Raw genomic sequence first — 23,970 nt, 5'->3', positions numbered from 1 at the left:
GCGTTACCACCAGTACTTGCCGAACATCTCCGGGTTGGCCCAGTACTTGGAGTTCAACCAGTCCGGTACGCTCTTGTACTCGGCCAGATCGTAGGCATAGAGCGTCAGGCTCTGGCCATCCTGGCTGAAACGCGCGTGACGCTGCAGGGCGAGGGCGTAGAAGTCATTCTCCTGCCAGTCGTCGGTGCGTTCCATGTCGACCAGCACCGCAATCCGGCTGGCAGAGAGGTTGCGCAGGCCGGCGAGCAGTTCGGTGGCGGTGCGTTTGTCGAGGTGCTCGAGCTGATCGGCGACAATGGCCAGGTCGTAGCGTTGATTGCGCAGGTCGTCGCTCAGCGGGACGTCATCTGTGCTGCTGACCCGACAATCCGGGTGCTCCTGCAACCAGGCCTTTACGGCCGGGATCTCGCTGCGGCTGACGCAGAGCAGGCTCGCGGGGCGATAGTGCTGGAGGATGCCCAGCAGGGATGACGTTGGCGTGGCGCTCATCGGAAGACTCGACTGTGAACGGATTCAGCGCAGCAGGGTAGGGGCTGACCGGTATTGATGCAAGCACCGGCGGTCCAGCTCGGCGGCGTTGAATGGTATGATCGCCGGCTGATCCGGAGCCCGCATGCTGAACGATGAACTCAAAGGCCAGATCCAGACGGCCTATCGCACCTTTCTGGAAAACAAGTCGCTGAAGCCGCGCTACGGCCAGCGCGTGATGATTGCCGAGGTCGCCAAGGTCTTCGGCAATGTTGCGCTGGACGAGGAGGGGCATCGTGATGGTGATCCGGCAGTCGCGGTGATTGAGGCGGGTACCGGTACCGGCAAGACCGTAGCCTATTGCCTGGCGGCGATTCCGATAGCCCGTCATCTCGGCAAACCGCTGGTGATTTCCACGGCAACGGTGGCGCTGCAGGAGCAGATCGTTCTCAAGGATTTGCCGGATATTCTGCGCAACTCCGGTCTCAAGTTCGGCTTCTCGCTGGCCAAGGGGCGCGGCCGCTATGTCTGCCTGGCCAAGCTCGACAACCTGCTGCGCGAAAACCAGTCGATGGCCGATCAGCAGCAGATCTTTGCTGATGATGGCTTCCGTATTGACGTGGATGAGGCCGGACTCAAACTCTACACCCGCATGGTCGAGGCGCTCGGTGGCAACAAATGGGACGGTGAGCGCGACTCCTGGCCCGAGGCGCTGGAGGATCAGGACTGGTCGCGGCTGACCACCGACCATATCCAGTGCAGTAACCGCCGCTGCGGGCACTTTCAGCAATGCGTGTTCTACAAGGCCCGCGAGGGCGTGCAGAAGGTCGATGTCATCGTCACCAATCACGACCTGGTGCTGGCCGATCTGGCGCTGGGTGGCGGCGCGATTCTGCCCGACCCGCGTGACTGCCTCTATGTATTCGATGAGGCGCATCACCTGCCGGACAAGGCGATTGGTCATTTCGCCCACCACACCCGACTGCAAGCCACCGCCGAGTGGCTCGACCAGATCGACAAGAACCTCAGCAAGCTGCTGGCGCAGCATCCGCTGCCCGGCGATCTGGGCCGTGTGCTGGAGCAGGTGCCGACCACCGCCCGTGATCTGAAACCGCATCAGCAGTTCATGCAGCAGGCACTGGGCGGCGTCGCCGACTTTGCCAGCGCCGAGGATCTGGGTGGCAACATCCGCCCGCAATACCGCTTCGAGAACGGTGAAGTGCCTGACGAGCTGTGCGAGATGGGCATGGAGCTGAAGGCGGGCTTTGGCCGCTTGAGCGACCAGTTGCAGCGCATCGTCGATATGCTCAAGGAGGCGATGGATGGCGAAACGACCATCGGCGTCTCCGAGTCCCAGGCTGAGGAGTGGTATCCGCTGTTTGGCGCGCTGCAGGCGCGAGCCGAGGCCAATTGGACGCTGTGGACCCAGTTCTGCCTGCAGGACCCGGAGGGCAAGCCGCCGACCGCGCGCTGGCTGACGCTGACCGAAGGTGGCGACATTGAAGTTCACGTAAGCCCCATTCTGGCCGCCGACACCCTGCGTCAGTATCTCTGGAATCCAGCCTTCGCGGCGCTGGCCACCTCGGCAACGCTGACCGCGCTGGGCAAGTTCGACCGCTTCAGCCACCGCGCCGGTTTGCCGCGCAGCGCGGTCTGTGCGCTGGCACCCAGCCCGTTCAAGCATGGCGAGGCCGGGCTGCTGCGTGTGCCCAATTACGGAGCCGACCCGCGCGACAGCGCCGCCCACACGGCAGCGATCATCGAGCACCTGCCGGAGATTCTGGCCGATGAGCGCGGCAGTCTTGTGCTGTTTTCCTCGCGCAAGCAAATGCTGGAGGTGTTTGCCGGGGTGCCCGCCGAGTTTCGTCAGCGGGTGCTGGTGCAGGGCGATCTGTCCAAGCAGGAGCTGATCCGCCAGCATCGCAAGCAGGTCGATGATGGCAAGCCGAGCGTGATCTTCGGGTTGGCGAGCTTTGCCGAAGGGGTCGATTTGCCGGGCAAGTATTGCGAACACGTGGTGATTGCCAAGATTCCCTTTGCCGTACCGGACGATCCGGTGGAAGCCGCGCTGGCCGAGTGGATCGAAAAGAACGGTGGCAATCCGTTTATGGAAATCGCGGTACCGGACGCCAGCCTGCGTCTGATTCAGGCCTGCGGACGCTTGCTGCGCACCGAGAGCGACAGCGGTACCGTCACCGTGCTGGACCGTCGGCTGGTCACGCAGCGCTACGGCAAGGCGATTCTCAATGCGCTGCCGCCGTTCCGCCGCGAGATCGATTGAGTCATCAGCCTGAGCGATGGGCTATCGACAGGGCAGCTGATGATGGCTGCCACGTGTCGGCAGCTTCTGTTTAATGGCAGAAAGCAAGACAAAAAGGACCGCATGATGAGCACTATCCAGGGTTACTTTGATCCCCGTTTCGAGTCGGTACGCGAACTGTTTGCCGAGCAACAGCAGGATGAGCAGGCCCGTGGTGCCGCGCTGTGCGTCACCGTTGGTGGCGAAACCGTGCTGGATCTCTGGCAGGGGGTGCGCGACAAGGACAATCAGGCAGTCTGGGAGCAGGACACTCTGGTCAACGTGTTCTCCTGCACCAAACCGTTGGGTGCCGTTGCCTTGCTGCAACAGGTGGCGGCCGGCAAGCTGGAACTGGACGCGCCGCTGGCAGTGGTCTGGCCCGAGTTTGCCCAGGCTGGCAAGGAGTCGGTCACCCTGCGGCAGATCCTCAGTCATCGCTCCGGTCTGTCGGCTGTCAGCGAGACTCTGCCACCGGAAGCACTGTTCGAGTGGGACACCATGAGCGCCGCGCTGGCAGCGCAGAAGCCCTGGTGGACGCCGGGCGAGCATCACGGTTACGCGCCGGTGACTTACGCCTGGTTGCTGGGCGAGCCGCTGCGCCGTCTGACTGGCCAGCGTCCCGGCCAGGCGATTGCCGACAGTATCTGTCAGCCGCTGGGCATGGATTTCTTTATTGGCGTGCCGGATCAGGACCTGGAACGCATCGCCTCGGTATCCCGCCTGCGCAATCAGATGGGTGACGACGGCGCGCGCCGCCTGTTCGCGGCCATGGGGCAGGGCGACAGCATGACGGCCAAAGCCTTTGGCAACCCGTCGAGCATGATGACCAGCACCAACCGCCGTGAGTGGCAGCAGGCCGATATTCTGTCGGCGAACGGCACCGGCAACGCCCGCTCGCTGGCGCGCTTCTGGCAACTGCTGGCGCACGACGGTCAGCTCGATGGCGTCAGCCTGCTGGATGCCGAGCTGGTCAAGCAGATGCAGCAGGAACACAGCGCCGGTGACGACCGCACGCTGTTGTGTCAGACCCGCTTTGGTCTGGGTGTGATGCTGGAGCACGAAGGGCCTGGCGGCAGCTTCGGCATGGGCAGGAACGCCTTCGGTCACCCCGGTGCAGGCGGTTCTCTGGGCTTCTGTGATCCGGACGCCAACGTCGGCTTCGGCTATGTCACCAATACCATGGGGCCCTATGTGCTGATGGACCCGCGTGCGGTTGCGCTCAGCCAGGCGGTGTATCGCTGTCTGCAGTCGATCGACTGACCTCTGCGCAAAGCCTGCGCTGCATCAATGTGCGGCGCAGGCCGACTGCTAGGATAGGATTCGTTGCTATCGTCACCATTCACTGTTGCCGGAAACCGATCTGATGAAACCCAGTATTGCCGATCTGCGTCGCGACTATACCCGTGACGGACTGACCGAAGCCCAGGCGCCTGCCGAGCCCCTTGCCCTGTTTGCTGAGTGGTTTGCGCAGGCGGTTGAAGTGGAAAGCACCGAAGCCAACGCCATGATGCTGGCTACGGTCGACGCTGAAGGTCAGCCGCACCTGCGCACCCTGTTGCTCAAGGGCTTTGATGAGCGCGGCTTTGTGTTCTTTACCAATTACCAGAGCGCCAAGGGGCAGCAGCTGGCGGGTCAGCCGGCTGCCGCGATGACCTTCTGGTGGCACGATCTGGAACGTCAGGTGCGCATCGAAGGTCAGGTCGAGCAGACCAGCGCCGAGGAGTCGGACGCCTACTTCCACAGTCGCCCTGAGGGCAGCCGTCTGGGAGCCTGGGCGTCGCCGCAGAGTCAGGTGATTGCGGGGCGCGAGGTGCTGGAAGATCGCCTTGGTGCTGTGCAGGAGCAATACGCTGATGCCGCTGCGCCGCGTCCTCCGCACTGGGGCGGTTACCGACTGGTGCCCACCCTGATCGAGTTCTGGCAGGGGCGCCCCAGCCGCCTGCATGACCGGCTTTGCTATCGCCTGGTCGAGGGCAACTGGGTGAGGGAGCGACTGGCGCCCTGATTTGCTCATTCTCGGTCCCGTTGCTTGCTGCAGCCGCGCTTCGGCTTTACGCTGACAGACAACCGCGACAGCAGGAGGCGACATGGGCAGAGGGGCGTTTCAGCAGAAGGTTGTAGTGATTACCGGCGGCTGTGCCGGAATCGGTCGGGCACTGGCCTTGCGCTTCGCGCAGGCCGGAGCCCATCTGGCCATCCTCGATGTGCAGGACGAGTCGCTGGTCGCCTTCCGCCAGCAACTGCATGACAAACTCAATGCCGATGTGCTGGCGATCAACTGCGACGTATCCGACGACCAGGCGTGCGCCGAGGCGATGGCCCAGGTCGTCGAGCGTTTCGGGGGGATTGACCTGCTGATCAACAATGCCGGCATCACCCACCGCAGCGCCTTTGCCGATACCGACTTGTCGGTGTTCCAGCGGATCATGGCGGTGAATTACTTCGGTGCCGTCAACTGTACCCGTCATGCCCTGCCCAGCCTGCTTGAGCGCCGCGGTCAGGTGATCGTTCTCAGCTCGCTGTCCAGCTTCGCCCCGTTGCTCAACCGCAGTGCCTATAACGCCAGCAAGCATGCGCTGCATGGCCTGTTTGAAACCTTGCGCATGGAAGTGCGCGAGCAGGGCGTCAACGTCATGCTGGTTTCACCCGGGTTCACCGCCACTGATATCCGCAAGAACGCGCTGGTCGGCGACGGCTCGGTCGCCCAGGCCAATACCGCCATGCCATTCAAGGTCGCCGCGCCAGCGGATGTGGCCGAGGCGATCTATCAGGGCGCCTGTCGACGCAAGCGGCAGCTGATCCTGTCCAATGTGGACTGGCAGGCGCGGCTGTTTGCACGCTTTTTCCCGCGGTTGTTCGAACGCTGGATGGTGCCGAGGCTGTCTGGCGTGAAGCCGGTCTCCGGGCGTGAATAGGCTGCTCGCCAGCCGTTAACGCTGGCTGTTCAGCCAGGTCAGGATGCTGTTGCCCGTCCGGCGCCCGCTGGCAAAGCAGGCAGTCAGCAGATAGCCGCCGGTGGGCGCTTCCCAGTCGAGCATCTCGCCGGCGCAGAAAGTCCCCGGCAGCGCCTTGAGCATCAGGTGGTCATTCAGTGCACTTCGGCAGACGCCGCCGGCGCTGCTGATGGCTTCATCCAGCGGGCGGGTCGCGGTCAGGGTAATGGGCAATGCCTTGATGCCGGCGGCGAGCTTGCCCGCGTCGGCAATCGAGTCTTTGCTCAGGCATTCATGCAGCAGCGCCACCTTGACGCTGTCCAGCCCTGCTTTCTTGCGCAGCAGGTTGCTCAGGCTTTGGCCCTTGCGTGGCTGGCTGAGGGTCTGCTGCAGCTGGGCCCGGGTGTGATCCGGCGCAAGATCCAGGCTTAGTTGCGCGTGGCCCTTGGCTTCCAGTTGTTCGCGCAGCGCGGCGGACAGGGCATAGATCAGGCTGCCTTCCAGGCCGTCGTGGGTGAGGATGGCCTCACCGCGGCGGCTGATGGTCTCGCCCTCGGGGCTTTGGGTGCTGGCGATTATCTGCTTGAGTGGCTGCCCCGCGAAGCGTTCGCTGAGAAACGGGCTCCATGCGCTGATAAAACCGCAGTTGCTGGGGCGCAGTGAGCGTACATCAACGCCGCGTGCGCTGAGCAGGGGCGCCCAGCTGCCGTCTGAACCGAGGCGCGCCCAGCTGCCGCCACCCAGCGCCAGTAGCGTCGCTGCTGCCCTTACGCTGATTTCACCGTCCGGGGTATTGAAGCGCAGAGCGGCGCTGTCATCCCAGCCCAGCCAGCGGTGCCGGGTATGCAGGCGCACACCTTGTTCACGCAGGCGCTTGAGCCAGGCGCGCAGCAGGGGCGCGGCTTTCATGTCGGTCGGGAAAACGCGCCCGGAGCTGCCGACGAAGGTGTCGATGCCCAGGCCGTGAATCCAGTCGCGCAGCGCCTGCGCATCGAACTCGTCCAGCCATTCGCCGACCCAGGGTGAGGCTTCGCGGTAGCGGGACAGGAAGGGGGCCGCCGCCTCCGAGTGGGTGATATTCATGCCGCCAACGCCAGCCAGCAGAAACTTGCGCCCGACCGAGGGCATGGCGTCGTACAGGTCGACCTGCAGACCTGCCGCTGACAAGACCTCCGCTGCCATCAAGCCGGCCGGGCCGCCACCGATAATGGCTATGGAGCGGGTGTCGGTGTTGGCGGTGTCGGTCATGGTGCGATCCTGAAAGCGGGGCGCGCAGTTTAGCCCAATCCGCGCTGCTGCCAAATCTGCGCGGCACTGTGGTGCAGGATACCGTGGCGACGGGCGAGGGCGTCGCGGTCGTTGTCGTAACCGCCGCCGATGACAGCGCAGACAGGGATGTCGCGCCCAAGACAGCTGTCGATCACCAGCCGGTCGCGGGCGGCAATACCCAGGTCGGTCAGTTTCAGGTAGCCGAGTGCATCAGACTGGTGGACGTCAACGCCGGCGTCATAGAGCACCATATCCGGTTGATAGAGAGGCAGCAGATAGTCCAGCGTCTGCTGCAGTGTATGCAGGTAGCCCTGGTCATCCAGCCCGCGTGGCAGGGGGATATCCCAATCACTGGTCGCCTTGCGCGCCGGAAAGTTGTTCTCGCAGTGCAGTGATACCGTGATCGCGGCGTCAACGTCTGCAAGGATGGTTGCGGTGCCGTCGCCCTGATGGACATCGCAGTCGATGATCAGCACCCGCTCTACCCGCCCGCTGGCCAGCAGTGACAGGCTGATGATCGCCAGGTCATTGAAAATGCAGAAGCCGGAGGCGAAATCCCGGTGTGCGTGGTGAGTGCCGCCTGCCAGATGGCAGGCCAGGCCGTGTCGCAGCGCCAGATCGGCCGTCAGTAGCGAGCCGCCGACCGCGCGGGTGGTGCGCGCAACCAGTGCTTCGCTCCACGGCAGGCCCATGCGGCGCAGAGCGGTCGCATCCAGCGCGTTGTCATGGAAGCGGTTGACGTAGTCCGGGTCGTGGGCCAGTGCCAGCAACTCGCGGCTGCAGCGTTCGGGACTGTGCAGATTGCCGTCGTGCAGCAACCCACTGGCTCGAAGATGGTCGTGCAGACGCGCGAACTTGTCCATCGGGAACCGGTGGGGCGCGGGGAAAGGGAAGCTGTAGTCGGGATGGTAGACCAGGGGCAGATCCACGACGACTCCTCGCGGCAGTGTATGGCGCATTGAGTATCCGCATTGCGCTGGTGCTCAACAAGTCTCGGGGCTGATGCAGGATGCGCTGCAGTCTGCTACTGCGAGACAATCCGGGTTAAACTGGCGGCCATTTCCGCGGCGAACCGGCCGCCATTACAGTCAAGACGTACCCGTCCGTTAGCGGAGGGGCAATATGTGAGGACCCGCTATGAGCGAATTGCTGGATGATCTGGTAGACCTGCTGGCACTGGAGAAAATCGAGGAAAACCTGTTCCGTGGCCGCAGTCAGGATCTCGGTTTCAAGCAGCTGTTCGGTGGGCAGGTTCTGGGGCAGTCGTTGTCGGCGGCCAGTCAGACGGTTGATCCTGACCGCCATGTGCATTCGGTGCATGGCTACTTTTTGCGTCCGGGCGACGCTGGTCTGCCGATCGTCTATCAGGTTGATCCGCTGCGCGACGGCGGCAGCTTTACTACCCGCCGGGTTCAGGCGATTCAAAAGGGTAAGCCGATTTTTACCATGATCAGCTCGTTTCAGGGCGATGTTGAAGGCTTTGAACACCAGGCGGCGATGCCGGAGGTTCCCGGCCCGGAAGACCTGCCCAACGAGACCGAATGGACCCGCCGCTATCAGCATCTGATTCACGAAAAGGTCCGCGACAAGGTGTTGTGCGGCAAGCCGATCGAGATCCGCCCGGTTGGCGAGTTCAACCCGTTCGAGCCTGTGGCCGGTGAGCCGGTGCGCTACATGTGGTATCGCGCCGACGGTACCCTGCCGGACGACCCGCAGGTACACCGCTATCTGCTGGCGTATGCCTCGGACTTTCATCTGCTGGGTACGGCGATGCAGCCGCACGCCATCTCCAGCTGGTCGCCCGACATGCAGGTAGCCAGCCTTGACCACTCGCTGTGGTATCACCGCCCGCTGCGCATGGATGACTGGCTGTTGTACGCCATGGACAGCCCGTCGGCCAGCGGCTCCCGCGGCCTGTCGCGTGGTCAGATCTTCAATCGGGCCGGTGAGCTGGTTGCCTCGGTGACGCAGGAGTCGTTGATGCGCAGGGTGCAGCGCTGACATGCAGCATCTGCGCGGCTGGGTGTTCGATCTGGACGGGACGCTGACGGTTGCTCAGCACGATTTTCCGGCAATCCGACGCGAACTGGGGGTGCCGGCAGAGGCCGACATACTGACGTTCATGTCGGGCTTGCCGGCGGCCGAATACCTCGCCATGAAAGCGCAGCTTGATGCCATCGAACTGCGTCTGGCCGAGCAGGTTGAAGCGGCGCCCGGCGCGGTCGCTCTGGTGCGTCAATTGCACGAAGAGGGTCGTCGATTGGGTATTCTGACCCGCAACCTGCAATCGGTCGCCCGTTCGACGCTGCGCTGTCTTGGTATTCTCGACTGCTTTGCCGCAGAAGATGTGCTGGGGCGCGAAGAGGCTGAACCCAAACCCTCACCAGATGGTATTCACCGCCTGCTGGATCGCTGGCAGCTGTCGGCGCGGGAGGCGGTAATGGTCGGAGACTTTCGCTTTGACCTCGAGGCCGGGCGTGCAGCGGGCAGTCATACCTGTTTGATCCTGCCTGACAATCCCTGGCCGGAACTGGCCGATTGGCACGTGCCGGATTGTGCCGCGTTGTTGGCCCGACTCTAGGTCGGGCCCGTGACTGGCCTGCAGGGTTGGTTGGTCAGTCTGCCGCCTGAAAGCGCAGGCGCATCGACAGATCGACTGCCTTGACGTCCTTGGTCATGCTGCCGATCGAGATGTAATCCACGCCGGTTTCAGCAACGCTGCGCAGGGTTGTTTCGGTAATCCCGCCGGAAGCCTCCAGCTTGGCGTGACCGGCGTTCAGGGCAACGGCGGTGCGCATGTCCTCGTCACTGAGTTCATCCAGCATGATGATGTCAGCGCCGGCTTCCAGTGCCTGCTTCAGCTCTTCGAGGCTCTCCACTTCAACCTCAACCGGCTTGCCCGGCGCAATCTCGTGCGCCCGGCTGATGGCCTGGGCAATACCGCCACAGGCGGCGATGTGGTTCTCCTTGATCAGGAAGGCGTCGTACAGGCCAATACGGTGGTTGTGGCAACCGCCGCAGGTCACCGCGTACTTTTGCGCCAGGCGCAGGCCGGGAATGGTCTTGCGGGTATCGAGCAGTTTCACGCTGGTACCGGCAACCAGGTCGGCAAAGTGCCTGCTGCGGGTGGCGGTGGCCGAGAGCAACTGGATGAAATTGAGCATCGAGCGCTCGGCGGTCAGCAGGCCCCGGGCCGGACCGTTGAAGCGGCAGATCGTCTGATCGGCGAGCAGGGTGTCGCCATCATTGACCAGCCATTCAATGCTGATGCGCGGATCGACCTGGCGGGCAACTTCATCCGCCCAGGCGCGGCCACAGAAGACGGCGGCTTCGCGGGTGATGATGCGGCCATCGGCCTGACGTTCCGCCGGAATCAGACTGGCGGTGATGTCGCCGTCGCCCACGTCCTCTGCTAGAGCGCGGCGGACGTCATCAACGATGGTGCTCTGCAGGCTGTCGAGTGTGAGGTTGGGCATAGAGACTCCGGCGTCTGATCGCAAGTGCCGGGAGTATACCGATTGGCAAAAAAAAATGCCCGCCGGGGAGGCGGGCATTGTGCGGGGCCGACTTACTTGTTCATGTAGTTGGCCGGATCTGCAAAGTAGTCCTTGGTCAGTTTGAAGACCACAGGACTCAGCAGCAGCAGAGCGATCAGGTTGGGGATCGCCATCATCGCATTCAGGGTGTCGGCCACCAGCCACAGGCTGTTCAGGTCGATACCGGGCAGGGTGCCCAGCGGAATGGCGATGATCCACAGCAGGCGGAACGGCAGGTTGGAGCGTTCACCGAACAGGAACTGGGTACACTTCTCGGAATAGAAGCTCCAGCCAATGATGGTTGTGAACGCGAATACCGCCAGACCGATACTGACAATGTACTGACCCCAGCCGCCCGGCAGGCCCTGACTGAAGGCCAGTGCCGACAGCGGTGCGCCGTTCTCGCCACTCTGCCAGGCGCCGGTCACCATGATCACCAGGCCGGTGATGGAGCAAATGATGATGGTGTCGATAAAGGTGCCGAGCATCGCCACGGTGCCCTGACGGATCGGGTTGTTGGTTTGCGCGGCGGCGTGTGCAATCGGCGCGCTGCCCAGGCCCGCCTCGTTGGAGAACACGCCACGGGCGATACCGAAGCGCATGGCCATCCAGACAGTTGCACCGGCGAAACCGCCGGCTGCGGCGCTCGGGTTGAAGGCATAGTAGAAGATCTGGCCGAAGGCTTCCGGCAGCTTGTCGGCATGCATGATCAGGATGATCAGGCCGCCACCAACGTAGAAGATCGCCATGATCGGGACCAGCTTGCCGGCTACTTCACCGATGCGCTTGATGCCGCCAAGCAGCACCAGGGCAACCAGAACGGCGATGATGATGCCGGTGGCCAGCGGCGGGATGTTGAACGAGCTGTTCAGGGCGTCGGCGACCGAGTTGGACTGGATGGTGTTGCCGATGCCGAAACCGGCCAGCATGCCGAAGATGGCGAACAGCACACCAAGCCATTTCCACTTTTCACCCAGGCCATTCTTGATGTAGTACATCGGGCCGCCGACGTGGTTGCCCAGCGCGTCCTTTTCGCGGTAGCGCACGGCAAGCACGGCTTCGCAGAACTTGGTTGCCATGCCGACCAGCGCGATGACCCACATCCAGAACAGCGCGCCCGGGCCGCCTAAGAAGACAGCAGTGGCAACACCGGCGATGTTACCGGTGCCCACGGTGGCGGACAGGGCGGTCATGAGGGCGTTGAAGGGACTGATGTCGCCTTCTTCGCTACTCTTGCGGCCGCGCCAGAGCATGCCGAAGCCGTAGAACAGCTTGCGCTGGGGCGTGAGTTTGAGACCAAGTGTAAGATACAGGCCGGTACCGGCCAGCAGGGCGAGCATCGCCGGGCCCCATACGATCCCGTTGATGTCCCCGATAAGGGCAATAATTGCTTCCATAGAATACAGCTCCTGATGTTGTGTTTTCGATGCATCTAGCAGTACATCGTTACTATTGCTGTCAGGCAGATGTTGACCGAACCAGCTTATACCAGAGATCGCCGGCATGGTTACAGAATATGTCTCGACTATGCTGTGGCAAGGAACTGTGATGTTGATCAAGAATCCGGTTAAGGGTAGCGGTTTTGTCGTCGCAAGCCGGTATACTTGAGGTTGATAAAACCTTGACGCCAATTTATCGGCATATGGATGGCTTTGAGCGTGCAGGAGTTTCTCCGCTGGCGTGCAGCACCCGATGACAAGTGCGACTTGTCTGGAGAGTAGAAATGTCCCAGGACCCCAAAGTAGTTTCAATCAAGCCCAATCTGGCAGCGCGCGCTGCTGCCGGAGGCTCGGTGCTGCCAGCGCCTCTGGTCAGCGTGCGGGATCTGGCGATCGGATATCTGCAGTCTGCGATGGTCGAGATGTTCGACAAGGCGGATGACAACCTTTTCGAAATGGCTGACAAAGCCGCCAACAATGCCGACCAGGCGCTGTTTTTCGAAGCCATGCGCTCTCTTCGCCTGCAGCGCCACAATATCGTCAAGAAAACCTGTGATTCGCTGATTCTGGCCACAGAGCAGATCAATGCACAGCACGACTCGAGCGCGCCGGCCGTCTCATTCGAGCTGGATACCCTGAGTCTGGTGCAGCCCGATGAGCTGGAAGAGTCCGTTGCGATCGACGGTATGGTCAATCGGGTTGTCAGTCGCAACCAAGCGGCACTTGGCCATTTGCTCATGCGGGTCAACAGCCTTGCCAAAAAGACGGTGGAGCAGAGTGACAACCCCTTTGCTCCAGGCGCAATAGCCGAATACTTTGCGGAGTCCCTGAGGGCGCTCAGTCTCGACATCAAGGTGCGTCTGATCGTGTTCAAGCTCTTTGAGCGCTATGTGTTCAACGGCATTGACGGGCTGTATGAAAGTTTGAATGACGCTTTTGTCAGCGCGGGGGTTATGCCTGACTTGCGCGTGACCTCGGCTGTTTCCGTGCGCAGGCCAGTGCCAGGTGCTGGTTCGGGGCGTGGCGTCGGGCAGCAGGGCGGACGCTCCGGCGACAGCAGTGAGCAGCAGGAAATCCTCGGCATGTTCAGTGAGCTCATTGGCAAATGGCGGGTTGCCAGTGGCGATGTGGCGCTGGCAGGTCTCAACTCATCGGGCGGCATGCCGATGGGGACCAGTGAGTTGCTGCGCGTGCTGTCCGAGGTGACTGCAGAGAGTTTTGCCGGCGACGCTGGGCAGAACGGTCTGCGTCGTCACGTCCAGCAGTTGTTGCATCAGCAGCGGGTGCAGAGTGGCGGTACCAAGACTGTGGCGCGAGTTGATGACGATGTCATCAGCCTGGTGTCCATGTTGTTTGATTTCATTCTCGAAGACCGTGAATTGCCGGCGGCGGTGAAGGCATTGATCGCGCGTATGCAGTTGCCGGTACTCCGGGTGGCCATCAGCGACAAGAGCTTCTTCAGTCGGGCATCGCATCCGGCTCGTCGTCTATTGAACGAACTGTCCCGTGCGACCATGGGCTGGAACGATCACGATGATCTCCGGCGCGATCAGTTGCACGCTTTGCTGGAGGAGATTGTTGAGCAGTTACTGGTCGAGACCGAGCCGAATGCAGAGCTGTTCGACGCCCTGTATCAGCGCCTGACCGACTTTCTGCGCACCGAGCAGCGCCGCGCCGAGCGGGTCGAGCAGCGTACCCGCGATGCTGAAGAAGGTCGGGCGCGCATCAAGGCAGCGCGCGCCGAAGTGGCAAAGGAAATCAACAAAATGTTGCTGGGCCGCACCTTGCCGGTGACGGTAGTCGATTTGCTGCGCGATACCTGGAGCCAGGTCATGCAGATGATCTTCCTGCGTGAAGGGGGTGAGTCCAGGGCCTGGAAGCACGCGCTGGGTACGGCAAAGGCAGTGGTGCACAGTGTGCAGCCAGTTGATAGCGCGGGCGTGCCGCAGCGACTGGCGCAGAATCGTCAGATTGAGGCGGCAGTGCGTGGTGGTCTTGAATTGCTGGGGCTGGACGCTGCATCCACCGAGCGTCATGTGCTGGCCATCGTTGCTCCGCAGCGGGCTGTGCTGGCGGCCGTCAGGGCGGCAGGTTCCCCGGTTGAGGCTGACCTGCCCGTCGAATCCGCGGAATCTGAGGTCGTGTCGGAACCGCCGGTTGAGGCGGTGCGGGTAGAGCAGCCGGTACTGGAACAGGAGCCGGTCGAGGCTCCGCCTGAAACCATCGATGACCTGCCCAGCGTAGGTGCGCAGCGGTGGGTCGAGAGTCTGGGCACCGGTTGCTGGCTGCAGCTGGTCGTAGCGGAAGGCAAGGCGCCCCAGCGTTGTAAACTGGCTGCCATTATCAGCTTCAGTGGTAAATACATCTTCGTAAACCGCAACGGCGTCAAGGTTGCTGAACTGTCGGGCCATGAGCTGGCGCAGTGCTTTGATCGTGGGCAGGTCAGTCTGCTGGACGAAAATCAGTTGTTTGATCGTGCGCTGGAATCGGTCATCGGCAACCTGCGTCAGCTTCAGGCTCGCACCTGAGGCGGATGCGGCCGGCGTCGGCACCTGCTAGCATGAGGCTTTTGCTGTCGGGGGGGCCTGTATGCGGATCAGCGAGGGTTGGCTGGAGGGCGCAGTTCGTTGCCCTTCCGAGCACTGCAACGAGCGGCCCGCCGGGTGTGACGTTTCGCTGCTTGTGATTCACAACATCAGTTTGCCGCCGGCCTGTTTCGGCGGCGGCTTCGTCCAGCCCTTTTTTACCGGGCAGCTTGATCCTTCCCTTCATCCCTACTTTGCCGAGATTGCCGATTTGCGCGTGTCTGCGCACTTTCTGATCGAGCGTGACGGTACCGTTACCCAGTTTGTCTCCTGTGACCGGCGAGCCTGGCATGCGGGTGCATCGTGCTACGGCGGTCGGGAAAACTGCAACGACTTTTCCATTGGTATCGAGCTGGAAGGGACTGACGAGATTCCCTACGCGGACGCCCAGTACGATGCTCTGGTAAGCTTGACCCGGGTGTTGCAGGCGGCCTATCCGGCCATTACCAATCACCGCATAACCGGGCATGAGTTTATTGCTCCGGGGCGCAAGACGGATCCTGGCCCTGCCTTTGACTGGCGCCGCTATCTGCAGGCGCTAGTTTGTTCTCATCGTGTTCAGGGAGTGCATTGATGCATTTTCTCGCCTTGTTGCTGGTCGTTGCACTGATGTGGTTTACCCCGCTGCGCACCGGCTTGCCGCTGGACCTGCCGAAAGCCTGGGTCTCCCGCGTGGTGCGTCGTTATCCCGTGCGGCAGCCGCTTGGTGGTCTGCTGCTGGTGCTGCTGCCTTTACTGATTCTGGTATTGCTTCAATGGTGGTTGCAGCGTAACGGACTTGGCTTGATCGGCCTGTTGCTGTTTGCCCTGGTACTGCTCGCCTGTGTTGGCAGGCGCGATCCGTTGGGCGCGATGGCGACCGGCTTCGAGCAGGCCTGGGACAGGGGCGACAGAGCCGCCGCCGCGCTAGTGGCCGAGCGCGATCTTGGGGTGGTCGCCGAGGGTCAGGACTCCGTGCTGAGCGAGGTCAGGGCGGCGCTGGTGCGTGAGGTATTGCATGGCTACATGGTGACGGTTTTCTGGTTCGCCCTGCTGGGTCCTGCCGGCGCTCTGGGCTATCGGCTGCTGCGGTTGCTGGCCGATCAGGAGGATGGCCCTGCCGCGTCGCCCGCATCGGCGCTGGCCCATGCGCTGGAATGGATTCCCGCACGCCTGCTTGCTGCCAGCTTTGCGCTGGTCGGACATTTTGACCATGTGCGTGCCGAGCTGGCCGATGTGATGCTGCGCTGGGAGCTGCCATCGGACGTGCTGGTTCATCGGGCGGCAGAAGCAGCCCTCAATGGCAGCTCCGGATCACTTGCCGGGGCTGAGGCTGAGGGGGTGCTGGCCGATACCCGAACCCTGCTGGTGCGCGCACTGGTCGTTTGGGCAGTCGCGCTGGCTCTGCTTGCCGTGCTCGGCTAGATTCGCCGGTTTTGACTTAAAGTTGCGCTGGCTGGAGCCGATAGCCTTTCTGTGAGACAGTCAGTGGTGAGGCGACAGTGCCTCGTTGTGGTGGTTGTTATACAAGAACAGCGCAGGTTCAGCCTGCGCAGAGCCCTCGCCGCCGGGCAGCTTATTATTAGGAGAGACCTCGGGTGAACAGTCTGCTTTCCCCTGCCATCGCGTTAATGAACCGGCTGACCTACGGCATGAAGTTTTGCCTGATCAGTATCCTGTTTTTTGTTCCCTTGGGTATCGTCAGCAGCATGCTGGTGCAGCAGGCCTACGAGCGTGTCGAGGTGACGTCGCACGCGCTGGACAGTCTTGCATTGGTGCGTGCGACCTCTGATGCGCTGCGCAGCGCCGAACTGGTGCGTGACCTGGATGCGGTCAATACGCGCCTGGGTCAGGGCGGTCAGGCAGACAGTATTGAGGAGCGCCTGACCCAGACTCGTGCGCGGCTGATCGAGCAACTGAACAGTTTGCCGCTGGAGGCCGATGATCCGGCGGCCGCCGACCTGATTGCCATGCGCGACAAACTGGTACAGAGCTATAACGAGATTGCCGCCGAGTCGATCATCTCGCGCGGTCCGATGTCGGTGCGTGCCAAGGATGAAACGGCAACCCTGCTGATCATGACAGCCGCTTACGCGGGCTTGCCGCAGGATTTTGACCGCAATGTCCGTCAGTTGACGGAGTTGCTTATCGGTTCCACCGTTGAGGTGACCTCTTTGTTGGGCCATGGCCGCGCGACCGGGGCTTATTCGATGGGACTGGGCTTTCTGGATTCGGACGCCAGCCGGGAAATGGATGATCTGGTCACCGGGCTGCAAAAGCTCGGCGCCGATTATTCGCAGGTTCTGGAGCAGGCGGTTGCCGGGACCGGCAACGCCGCCTTGCAGACTGCTGCAGAGCAGAGTCTCAAGAGCATCGAGAGTGCCGGTGTGATCTTTGAAGAGGATGTCATCATTGCTGCCTCGCTCGACAGTACCTGGGATGCCTTCTTTGACCGTATTACCCGCGAGATCGAGTCCACTTACCTGCTTGACGAGGCTATCTTCGATTATCTGGACACTCAGCTTGACGGCCGTCTGGCCAGCAATCAGCAGACAATGTGGTTGCTGGTGGTGTCGCTATCGCTGGTTGGGTTGCTGATCATTTACCTGTACGCCGGGTTCTATTTCGCTACCCGCCGAACCCTCAAGCGCCTGTCGCAGCAGATGGGGCAGGTGGCCGGCGGCGACATGACAGTACAGGTCGAGGTCGACAGCAAGGATGAGCTCGGTGCCCTGGCTGCCGACTTCAACAACACCGTGCAGCGCGTGCGCGAGCTTATCCGGCAGGTCAGCGATACCTCCGGTCAGGTGCAGGAACAATCCAGTCAGGTTGAGCACATCGCCAGCGAAAGCAGTCAGGCGGTAGCATCGCAGCGTAGCCAGATCGAGCAGGTCGCCACGGCCATGAATGAAATGGCGGCGACTTCGCAGGAGGTGGCGCGCAGTGCCGCTCTGGCGGTCAACAATGCCGAGCAGGTCAATACGGAAACCCTGAATGGGCGCCGCATGGTCGAATCATCGGTCGACGGTATTGAAAAGCTGGCAGGGGAAATAGAAAACTCGGTACGGGTCATCAATCAACTGGCAGACGACAGTTCCTCGATCAGCCGGGTGCTCGACGTGATCAAGGGCGTCGCCGAACAGACCAACCTGCTGGCGCTGAACGCGGCTATCGAGGCGGCCAGGGCCGGTGAGCAGGGTCGCGGTTTTGCTGTCGTAGCCGATGAGGTGCGCACCCTGGCCCGCCGGACCCAGCAGTCCACTGAAGAGATCGAGCAGATGATTGCCCGGTTGCAGGAAGGGGTTGCAGCCGCGGTCAAGGCCATGGGCAGCAGTCATGGCATGACGGCTGCCACTGTGGAATCGTCACTCCAGGTGCAGCAGGGGCTCGACAGCATCCTCAAGGCGGTGACCCAGATCGTCGATCAAAGCCAGCAGATCGCCGCCGCCGCCGAGCAGCAGACAGTGGTCAGCCACGATATTGACCAGAACATCGTGCAGATCAATCAGGCGGGTGAGCGGACAGCGCAGGGTGCACAGCGAGCCGAGGAAGCCAGTGGCCGCCTCGGTCACCTGGTGCAGTCGCTGCAGAGCATTATCAGCGCCTTCAAGGTGTGATGACTCGGGACGATTGAGCAGTGCGTCTGCTCAATCGTCCGGTGCGGCCGATCAAGCCTCCGGCTTGGGTTTGGCAGCCCAAAGCACCTCTGCGGTTCCTTCAAGCAGCGCGATGGTTCGTGCAGCCACAAACAGCAGATCGGACAGGCGATTGAGGTAGATCGCCGACTGGTTGTTGACCTCTTCTTCCATGGCCAGTGTCAGATAGTGACGCTCGGCACGTCGGCAAACGCTGCGTGTCAGGTGAGCCTGGGCAACCAGCACCGAGCCACCCGGCAAAATGAAATTTTTCAGTGGCTCCAGCTCAGCATTGAATTGATCGATCAATTGCTCCAGCGCGGTGACGTCGGCGGCTTCGATCAGGTCGTGTCCGGGGATGGCCAGCTCCCCGCCGAGGTCAAACAGACGATGCTGGATCGGGCTCAGGGCCTGTTTCAGTGGCGCGAGGCGGTCGCTGTCCATTTGGCAGAGCAGCAGTCCAAGCTGGCTGTTCAGCTCGTCTACGTCACCCATTGCCTCAACGCGTGGGTGATCCTTGCGGATACGTTGACCGTTGGCAAGTCCGGTGTCGCCGGCATCACCAGTGCGGGTATAGAGTTTGCTCAGGCGGTAGCCCATGAGGTGCTGTCTCCTTTGAAAGCTGGCGCCTAGTCTAGCGGCAGACGGCGTTTCAGTCAGCCGGCAGTTGATGCCGGCGCAGGGCGTCCTGTGCGCTCAGAAGCAACCGGTCGAGGGCGGGCGTAGACAGCCCGGCACTCTGCGCGGTGCGGCATGCATAACCGAGGAAGTAACTCAGCTCCGTGCGTCGACGTGCGTGCAGGTCCTGGCGAGTGGACGAGCTGTTGTTGGCCGTGGCCAGAATGACCGCATGCACCTGCTCGGCGAGGTTGGCGTCGACGCCCTGAGTGGCAAGCACCTGCTGCAATTCGGTGATGCACTGCCCAAGCCAATCGCCTGCGCGCTCGGGCACTTCGCCATTGCGGCAGTCGTAAATCAGGGTAAAGGGATTGATGGCGCAGTTCACCGCCAGCTTGCGCCACAGCACCGGTAAAATGTCGTGCTGCCAGGTGGTCGAGATGCTGGATGGGAGATCGTTCAGCCAGTCAGGGGGAGCTGTTCCAGGGCGAAGCGGGCCGACGGTGTTATGGCCGCGACCGGCCCAGATCAACTCGTGCTCACTTGGTCGCCAGGCGCCATCGGTGACGCTGACACAGTAAATTCGGCAGTCCGCAAAGGCATCGGCGATTGCCTGCTGGGAGCCCAGGCCGTTTTGCAGCAGAAAGAGCGCGGCACCCGGCTGCAGGCGCGGGCGCAGCGATTCGACTGCAGCCAAAGCGGCATGCGCCTTGGTTGCCACAATCAGATTCTCGATAGGTGCCGGGGTGTCGGGCGTCTCGGTGGCAAGCGACAGGGTATGTTTTGCCGTGCCATCATCAAAAACCAGCCGGTTACCGTTGCTGTTCCACTGTCTTAGCTGGCTTTCATTCCGCACAATCAGGCGGCAGTCGATACCTGCCTGCTGCAGGCGGGCCGCCCACAGCAGCCCCAGGCTTCCGGCGCCGAGGATATGCAGCATCGAGTACGTCAGCCGAGTTTGGCTTCGGTGATCAGATTGGTTTCGTAGGCTTCGCCCAGATGGCTTTCCACCTGCTCAAGCAGCGCCTCGGCGTCCGGCAGCGCCTGACGGTTGGTGAGCGTGCATAGCACCATGCCGGCACGGATCGACAGGTAACCCTCGCTGGTTTTGAACGCCTTCAGATTCAGGCCGTCGTGCAGTCGGCGGAAACTGGCCGGCTTGAGGTCTGCGGCCTCATCGGCAATGGTGACAATGGCGAAGGCGTTTTCATCAACCCGTGCAATGACATCAGTAGGTCGCACCAGTTGCTGCAGGCGGCGCGCGGTTCCACGCAGCACTTCCTGTTGTACGGCAGCGCCGAAGCGCTCGGTAAGGGTTGGCAGGTTCTGGACACCGAGCAGAACCAGGCAGCAGGCGCCACCGCGCGAATCCACGTTGCGCAATACTTCGGCCAGGCGCTGGATCAGGTAGCGGCGGTTGCCAATCGCGGTCAGCCGGTCTACCAGGTTGTGTTCCTCGAGCTGGGCGTTGTTGGTAGCCAGCAGTCGGTTCTCGTCCAGCAAACGGTTGATCAGTTGCGATGTGCGATCGGCAGCGTAGATGCGTGGCAGCAGCTGTTCGTTCATGGATGATTTGCTGATGAAGTCATCGACACCGCGATCGAAGGCCTCCCCCAGCACATTATCGCCCTCGCGTGCTGTCAGCAGTACCACATAGGTGTAGTGATCGGATTGCTCGTCTGTCTGACGAATGCGGGTGGTCAGCTCAAGGCCGTCCATTTCCGGCATCAGCCAGTCGGCGACCATCACGCTGGCCGGCTGTTCCTCGTGCATGCGCAGGGCATCCATCGCGGAGCTGGCAAAGCGAATATTGGAGTAGCCGGCCTGACTCAGTGTGTGACCGATGACAGCACTGCTGAACTTGGTGTCATCGACTACCAGAATGCTGAGTTGCGGATTCGGCATGTAGGTGCTCCCTGCTGGACGTGGGCCGGTCTGGGTATAATGCCATGAGGTTATACCGTCGTTTTGTAATGAACATCATAATTTTGGGTTTTTCTGTGAGGTAGCACAATGCCATCTTTTGATGTCGTGTCCGAACTGGACAAGCATGAAGTAACCAATGCGGTCGATAACGCCAAGAAAGAGCTGGAGCGGCGTTACGATCTTCGCGGCAAGTGCGAGATTGATTTCAACGACAAGCAGAAGACGATCGCCCTGAGTGCCGATTCCGAGTTCCAGCTGGAGCAGGTGATCGGCATTCTCGAGCTCAGTCTGACCAAGCGCAAGATCGATATTCGCTGTCTGGATGCGGGTGAGCCATTTGCGTCCGGCAAGCTGGTCAAGCAGGATGTCACCTTCAAAGAGGGCATCGACAAGGAACTTGCCAAAAAAATTGTTGCCCTGATCAAGGATTCCAAGCTCAAGGTGCAGGCCGCGATTCAGGGCGATCAGGTCCGGGTAACAGGCAAAAAGCGTGACGATTTGCAGGATGTCATGGCGCTGTTGCGCGGGGCCGAACTGGAGATGCCGCTGCAGTACAACAACTTCCGCGACTGACCGAGGTCGTGAATTTATCGCCGAGAAAAGGAGGCAGGAATGGATGAGGTCATGAACACGCTGCGAGGGCTTGAGGAGGCCTGGTTACCGCTGTTGATCGAATACGGCAGCAAGCTTGCGCTGGCGCTGTTGACGCTGCTGGTTGGCTGGTGGCTGATTGGTCGTCTGATGAAGGCGATGAACGGGGTCATGAGCAAGCGCAACGTCGAGCCAACACTGCACGGGTTCATCGGCTCGCTGGCATCCATCGCGCTCAAGGTACTGCTGCTGATCAGCGTCGCCGGCATGGTGGGTATCGAGACAACGTCGTTTATCGCGGTGCTGGGTGCAGCCGGTCTGGCGGTAGGTCTGGCCCTGCAGGGCAGTCTGGCCAATTTCGCTGGCGGTGCCCTGATTCTGTTTCTGCGCCCATTTCGTGCCGGTGAATACATTGAGGCGCAGGGCGTCTCGGGCACGGTTGATAGCATCCAGATCTTCAATACGGTGCTGAAAACGCCCGACAACAAGACCGTGATCGTGCCCAATGGCAGCCTGTCCAACGGCAATATCATCAACTATTCCCGTCAGGCGACCCGCCGTGTCGATCTGAATATCGGGATTGATTACAGCGATGACCTCAAGCTGGCCAAGGACATCCTGATGGGGTTGGCGCAGGGCGACAGTCGCGTGCTCAAGGATCCGGAGCCGGTGGTCTGGCTGGTGTCGCTGGGCGACAACTCGGTGAACCTGTCACTGCGTATTTGGACCAAGACCGACGACTACTGGGGCGTGTTTTTCGAACTGCAGGAAAAGGCCAAGCTGGAGTTTGATGCAGCCGGTATCAGCATTCCGTTTCCACAGCGCACGGTGCATCTGGTTCAGCAGTCAACCTGAACGGCTGCAGGTTTATGTGAGTTCATCAAACCCGGCGCAAGCCGGGTTTTTTGTGTCCTTCAATCGATACCGGGGCGGCGCAGGCGGTCCGGATGGGCAAACCGCAGCAGCGCAATGGCCAAGATGATGGCGGGCAGGCCGGTCATTGCGGTGACCATGAAGAAGCTCACCCAGCCGAGATTGGCTGCCAGTACCCCGGTGAAACCGGCAGCAAACTGGCCCGGCAAGGTCATCAGAGAGCTGAACAGGGCATACTGGGTCGCGGTGTAGGCGGTGTTGGTCAGGCTCGACAGGTAGGCAATAAACACCGAGATGGCGAGCCCGCCGGTGACGTTGTCGGCAATAATGGCGACGATCAGCCCATCGGGCTGCGGCCCGATGAAGGCCAGCCAGGCAAAGATCAGGTTGGTCGCTGGCGCCATGAACGCGGTCAGAATGAGGATCGGAGCAATGCCGAAACGGGCCACCATCAGGCCGCCCAGCGCAGCCCCGGCCAAGGTCATGGCCAATCCGAAGGCGGCGGCGATATTGGCGATCTGCTCTTTGCTGAAGCCGATGTCGAGATAGAAAGGATTGGCCATGGTGCCCATGAAAATATCGCTGACCCGGAAGGTTGCGATAAACAGCAGAATGATGAAGGCAACCCGGCCGTAACGCTCAAAGAACTCGGTGAATGGGGCAATAAAGGCGTTGAAGACCCAGCCGGACAGCTGCAGTCGCCAGCCACTGTGCACCGACTGGCTCAGGTGCTGGGTCAGGCGGGCTTCCTGCGCTCGGGTCGCATCGGTTATTTCTACGCTTGGTTCGGCAATGACAAGCGTGGTCACTACGCCGATCAGCATCATGCCGGCCATCAGGCCGTAGGCCAGGCTCCAGTCCTGCAGGGCGGCGATGTGCAGGGCTCCGGCGCCGGCGGCGAGGATGGCTACCCGGTAACCGGTGACGTAGGTGGCAGCCATGGCGGCCTGGCGGTGCTTGGCTTCGGCTTCGACCCGGTAGGCGTCGATGGCGACATCCTGGGTGGCCGAACCAAAAGCGGCCAGTACCGCCCAGAGCGCGACCCATTCCAGATGCTCCAGCGGATTACTCATCGACATGCCAAGCAATGCGCCGGCAATCACCAGTTGAGCGAGCAGCATCCAGCTGCGCCGGCGTCCGAGCAGTCGGGTGAGTATCGGGACCGGCAATCGGTCGATCAGTGGCGCCCACAGGACCTTGATCGAGTGCGCCATACCTACCCAGCTGAGAAAGCCAATGGACGCCAGTTCGACGCCGATATCGCGCAGCCAGGCGCTGAACGTACCACCCACCAGCAGCAGGGGAAGGCCGGCAGAAAACCCCAGAAACAGCATGCCGATGACACGTGGTTTGAGGTAAACGCGCAGGCCTTCGGCTGGCAGGGGAGTGGTACTGGAGTCGGAGGGGCTGGAACTCATGCTTGTCCTTGTGATGGCGCGGGGGGCTCTGGCCAGCCGTAGTGTCGCAGATTCACGCGACCATTGCGTACCAGTATGCCTTCGGCAGCCAGCCGTTGGCGTTGTTCCCGGCCGCTTGGAGTGTCCGGTCCGAGTGACAGCTTTCCCTGACTGTTGAGAACGCGGTGCCAGGGCAGCTGTGTGCCTTCTGGCAGCTGTCCAAGCCAGCGCCCGACCAGGCGCGCGCCTAGGCCAAGGCCGGCCAGCTCGGCGAGCCGGCCGTAGCTGGTAACGCGGCCAGGAGGAATACTGGCCAGCACCTGAAAAAAGGCGGCCTTGCGCCCATCGTCGGCTGGCGTGTTGAACGCTGGCGCTATTCGCCGGTCTTTCATGGATAATTGCCCGTTTAACCTGATGTCTGC

22 protein-coding genes are annotated in these 23,970 nt (G+C 61.7%); 12 read left to right on the top strand and 10 right to left on the bottom strand.

Annotated features, from left to right (window positions below):
* Positions 1-3 precede the first annotated feature (3 nt).
* Complete coding sequence (locus B7O88_RS09825; RefSeq protein WP_088275660.1) at positions 4-489, bottom strand: DUF6231 family protein; 486 nt, start codon at positions 487-489, stop codon at positions 4-6.
* Between the two features lie 124 nt (positions 490-613).
* Between B7O88_RS09825 and dinG the strand changes: the two genes are divergently transcribed.
* From dinG to B7O88_RS09805, 4 genes are all read left to right on the top strand, one after another.
* Positions 614-2,749: an ATP-dependent DNA helicase DinG gene (dinG, locus tag B7O88_RS09820; protein WP_088275658.1), complete on the top strand. Its 2,136-nt coding sequence runs from the start codon at positions 614-616 to the stop codon at positions 2,747-2,749.
* A 105-nt stretch (positions 2,750-2,854) separates the two neighbouring features.
* Complete coding sequence (locus B7O88_RS09815) at positions 2,855-4,027, top strand: serine hydrolase domain-containing protein (protein WP_088275656.1); 1,173 nt, start codon at positions 2,855-2,857, stop codon at positions 4,025-4,027.
* A 103-nt stretch (positions 4,028-4,130) separates the two neighbouring features.
* Positions 4,131-4,772 carry a pyridoxamine 5'-phosphate oxidase gene (gene pdxH / locus B7O88_RS09810; RefSeq protein WP_088275655.1) on the top strand — a complete coding sequence of 214 codons (642 nt, stop codon included), beginning with the start codon at positions 4,131-4,133 and terminating at the stop codon, positions 4,770-4,772.
* Positions 4,773-4,854: 82 nt separating this feature from the next.
* Positions 4,855-5,682, top strand: coding sequence for an SDR family oxidoreductase (locus tag B7O88_RS09805; protein WP_088275654.1), 828 nt, complete (start codon positions 4,855-4,857; stop codon positions 5,680-5,682).
* 15 nt (positions 5,683-5,697) lie between these two features.
* Here B7O88_RS09805 and B7O88_RS09800 read toward each other — a convergent pair whose 3' ends face one another.
* On the bottom strand, positions 5,698-6,948 hold the full coding sequence (locus tag B7O88_RS09800) for a TIGR03862 family flavoprotein (protein WP_088275652.1): 1,251 nt from the start codon (positions 6,946-6,948) through the stop codon (positions 5,698-5,700).
* A 29-nt stretch (positions 6,949-6,977) separates the two neighbouring features.
* Positions 6,978-7,898: a histone deacetylase family protein gene (locus tag B7O88_RS09795; RefSeq protein ID WP_088275651.1), complete on the bottom strand. Its 921-nt coding sequence runs from the start codon at positions 7,896-7,898 to the stop codon at positions 6,978-6,980.
* A gap of 208 nt (positions 7,899-8,106) precedes the next feature.
* Here B7O88_RS09795 and tesB point away from each other — a divergent pair, with 208 nt between their 5' ends.
* Together tesB and B7O88_RS09785 are read left to right on the top strand one after the other, a co-directional pair.
* Positions 8,107-8,970 (top strand): acyl-CoA thioesterase II, encoded by an 864-nt coding sequence (tesB, locus tag B7O88_RS09790; protein WP_088275650.1) that lies wholly within the window; start codon positions 8,107-8,109, stop codon positions 8,968-8,970.
* Position 8,971: 1 nt separating this feature from the next.
* Positions 8,972-9,550, top strand: coding sequence for an HAD family hydrolase (locus B7O88_RS09785; protein WP_088275647.1), 579 nt, complete (start codon positions 8,972-8,974; stop codon positions 9,548-9,550).
* 34 nt (positions 9,551-9,584) lie between these two features.
* Here the strand turns inward: B7O88_RS09785 and nadC are convergent, their stop codons facing one another.
* Positions 9,585-10,445: a carboxylating nicotinate-nucleotide diphosphorylase gene (gene nadC, locus B7O88_RS09780; RefSeq protein ID WP_088275646.1), complete on the bottom strand. Its 861-nt coding sequence runs from the start codon at positions 10,443-10,445 to the stop codon at positions 9,585-9,587.
* Between the two features lie 92 nt (positions 10,446-10,537).
* Positions 10,538-11,902 carry an alanine/glycine:cation symporter family protein gene (locus tag B7O88_RS09775; protein ID WP_088275645.1) on the bottom strand — a complete coding sequence of 455 codons (1,365 nt, stop codon included), beginning with the start codon at positions 11,900-11,902 and terminating at the stop codon, positions 10,538-10,540.
* Between the two features lie 326 nt (positions 11,903-12,228).
* Between B7O88_RS09775 and B7O88_RS09770 the strand changes: the two genes are divergently transcribed.
* From B7O88_RS09770 to B7O88_RS17970, 4 genes are all read left to right on the top strand, one after another.
* Positions 12,229-14,472 carry a DUF1631 domain-containing protein gene (locus B7O88_RS09770; protein ID WP_088275644.1) on the top strand — a complete coding sequence of 748 codons (2,244 nt, stop codon included), beginning with the start codon at positions 12,229-12,231 and terminating at the stop codon, positions 14,470-14,472.
* A 61-nt stretch (positions 14,473-14,533) separates the two neighbouring features.
* Positions 14,534-15,103, top strand: a complete 570-nt coding sequence (ampD, locus tag B7O88_RS09765) for a 1,6-anhydro-N-acetylmuramyl-L-alanine amidase AmpD (RefSeq protein WP_088275643.1) — start codon at positions 14,534-14,536, stop codon at positions 15,101-15,103.
* Positions 15,103-15,933, top strand: a complete 831-nt coding sequence (gene ampE, locus B7O88_RS09760; RefSeq protein ID WP_088275642.1) for a regulatory signaling modulator protein AmpE — start codon at positions 15,103-15,105, stop codon at positions 15,931-15,933. The genes ampD and ampE overlap by 1 nt, the downstream gene beginning before the upstream one ends.
* A gap of 173 nt (positions 15,934-16,106) precedes the next feature.
* Positions 16,107-18,125: a methyl-accepting chemotaxis protein gene (locus B7O88_RS17970; protein ID WP_088275641.1), complete on the top strand. Its 2,019-nt coding sequence runs from the start codon at positions 16,107-16,109 to the stop codon at positions 18,123-18,125.
* A gap of 51 nt (positions 18,126-18,176) precedes the next feature.
* Here the strand turns inward: B7O88_RS17970 and B7O88_RS09750 are convergent, their stop codons facing one another.
* Genes B7O88_RS09750 through B7O88_RS09740 form a run of 3 tightly spaced genes read right to left on the bottom strand, consistent with a single transcriptional unit; the run spans position 18,177 to position 20,666 of the window.
* Positions 18,177-18,743: a cob(I)yrinic acid a,c-diamide adenosyltransferase gene (locus B7O88_RS09750; RefSeq protein ID WP_088275639.1), complete on the bottom strand. Its 567-nt coding sequence runs from the start codon at positions 18,741-18,743 to the stop codon at positions 18,177-18,179.
* Between the two features lie 52 nt (positions 18,744-18,795).
* The gene (locus B7O88_RS09745) at positions 18,796-19,701 is read right to left on the bottom strand and encodes a 2-dehydropantoate 2-reductase (protein ID WP_088275638.1); all 906 of its coding nucleotides are present in this window, start codon (positions 19,699-19,701) and stop codon (positions 18,796-18,798) included.
* 8 nt (positions 19,702-19,709) lie between these two features.
* Complete coding sequence (locus B7O88_RS09740) at positions 19,710-20,666, bottom strand: GGDEF domain-containing response regulator (RefSeq protein WP_088275637.1); 957 nt, start codon at positions 20,664-20,666, stop codon at positions 19,710-19,712.
* A gap of 108 nt (positions 20,667-20,774) precedes the next feature.
* Here B7O88_RS09740 and B7O88_RS09735 point away from each other — a divergent pair, with 108 nt between their 5' ends.
* Both B7O88_RS09735 and B7O88_RS09730 read left to right on the top strand, forming a co-directional pair.
* Positions 20,775-21,260: a YajQ family cyclic di-GMP-binding protein gene (locus B7O88_RS09735; protein ID WP_088275636.1), complete on the top strand. Its 486-nt coding sequence runs from the start codon at positions 20,775-20,777 to the stop codon at positions 21,258-21,260.
* Between the two features lie 39 nt (positions 21,261-21,299).
* Positions 21,300-22,133: a mechanosensitive ion channel family protein gene (locus tag B7O88_RS09730; protein WP_088275635.1), complete on the top strand. Its 834-nt coding sequence runs from the start codon at positions 21,300-21,302 to the stop codon at positions 22,131-22,133.
* A gap of 59 nt (positions 22,134-22,192) precedes the next feature.
* Here the strand turns inward: B7O88_RS09730 and B7O88_RS09725 are convergent, their stop codons facing one another.
* Both B7O88_RS09725 and B7O88_RS09720 read right to left on the bottom strand, forming a co-directional pair.
* Positions 22,193-23,569 (bottom strand): AmpG family muropeptide MFS transporter, encoded by a 1,377-nt coding sequence (locus tag B7O88_RS09725; RefSeq protein ID WP_088275634.1) that lies wholly within the window; start codon positions 23,567-23,569, stop codon positions 22,193-22,195.
* Positions 23,566-23,940, bottom strand: coding sequence for an MGMT family protein (locus tag B7O88_RS09720; RefSeq protein ID WP_088275633.1), 375 nt, complete (start codon positions 23,938-23,940; stop codon positions 23,566-23,568). Before B7O88_RS09720 ends, B7O88_RS09725 begins: the two co-directional genes overlap by 4 nt.
* Positions 23,941-23,970 lie beyond the last annotated feature (30 nt).

This window comes from Halopseudomonas aestusnigri (assembly GCF_002197985.1).
Lineage (GTDB): Bacteria > Pseudomonadota > Gammaproteobacteria > Pseudomonadales > Pseudomonadaceae > Halopseudomonas > Halopseudomonas aestusnigri.
Note: the sequence above shows the minus strand (reverse complement) of the source record. Positions and strands in the feature narration are given on the sequence as shown.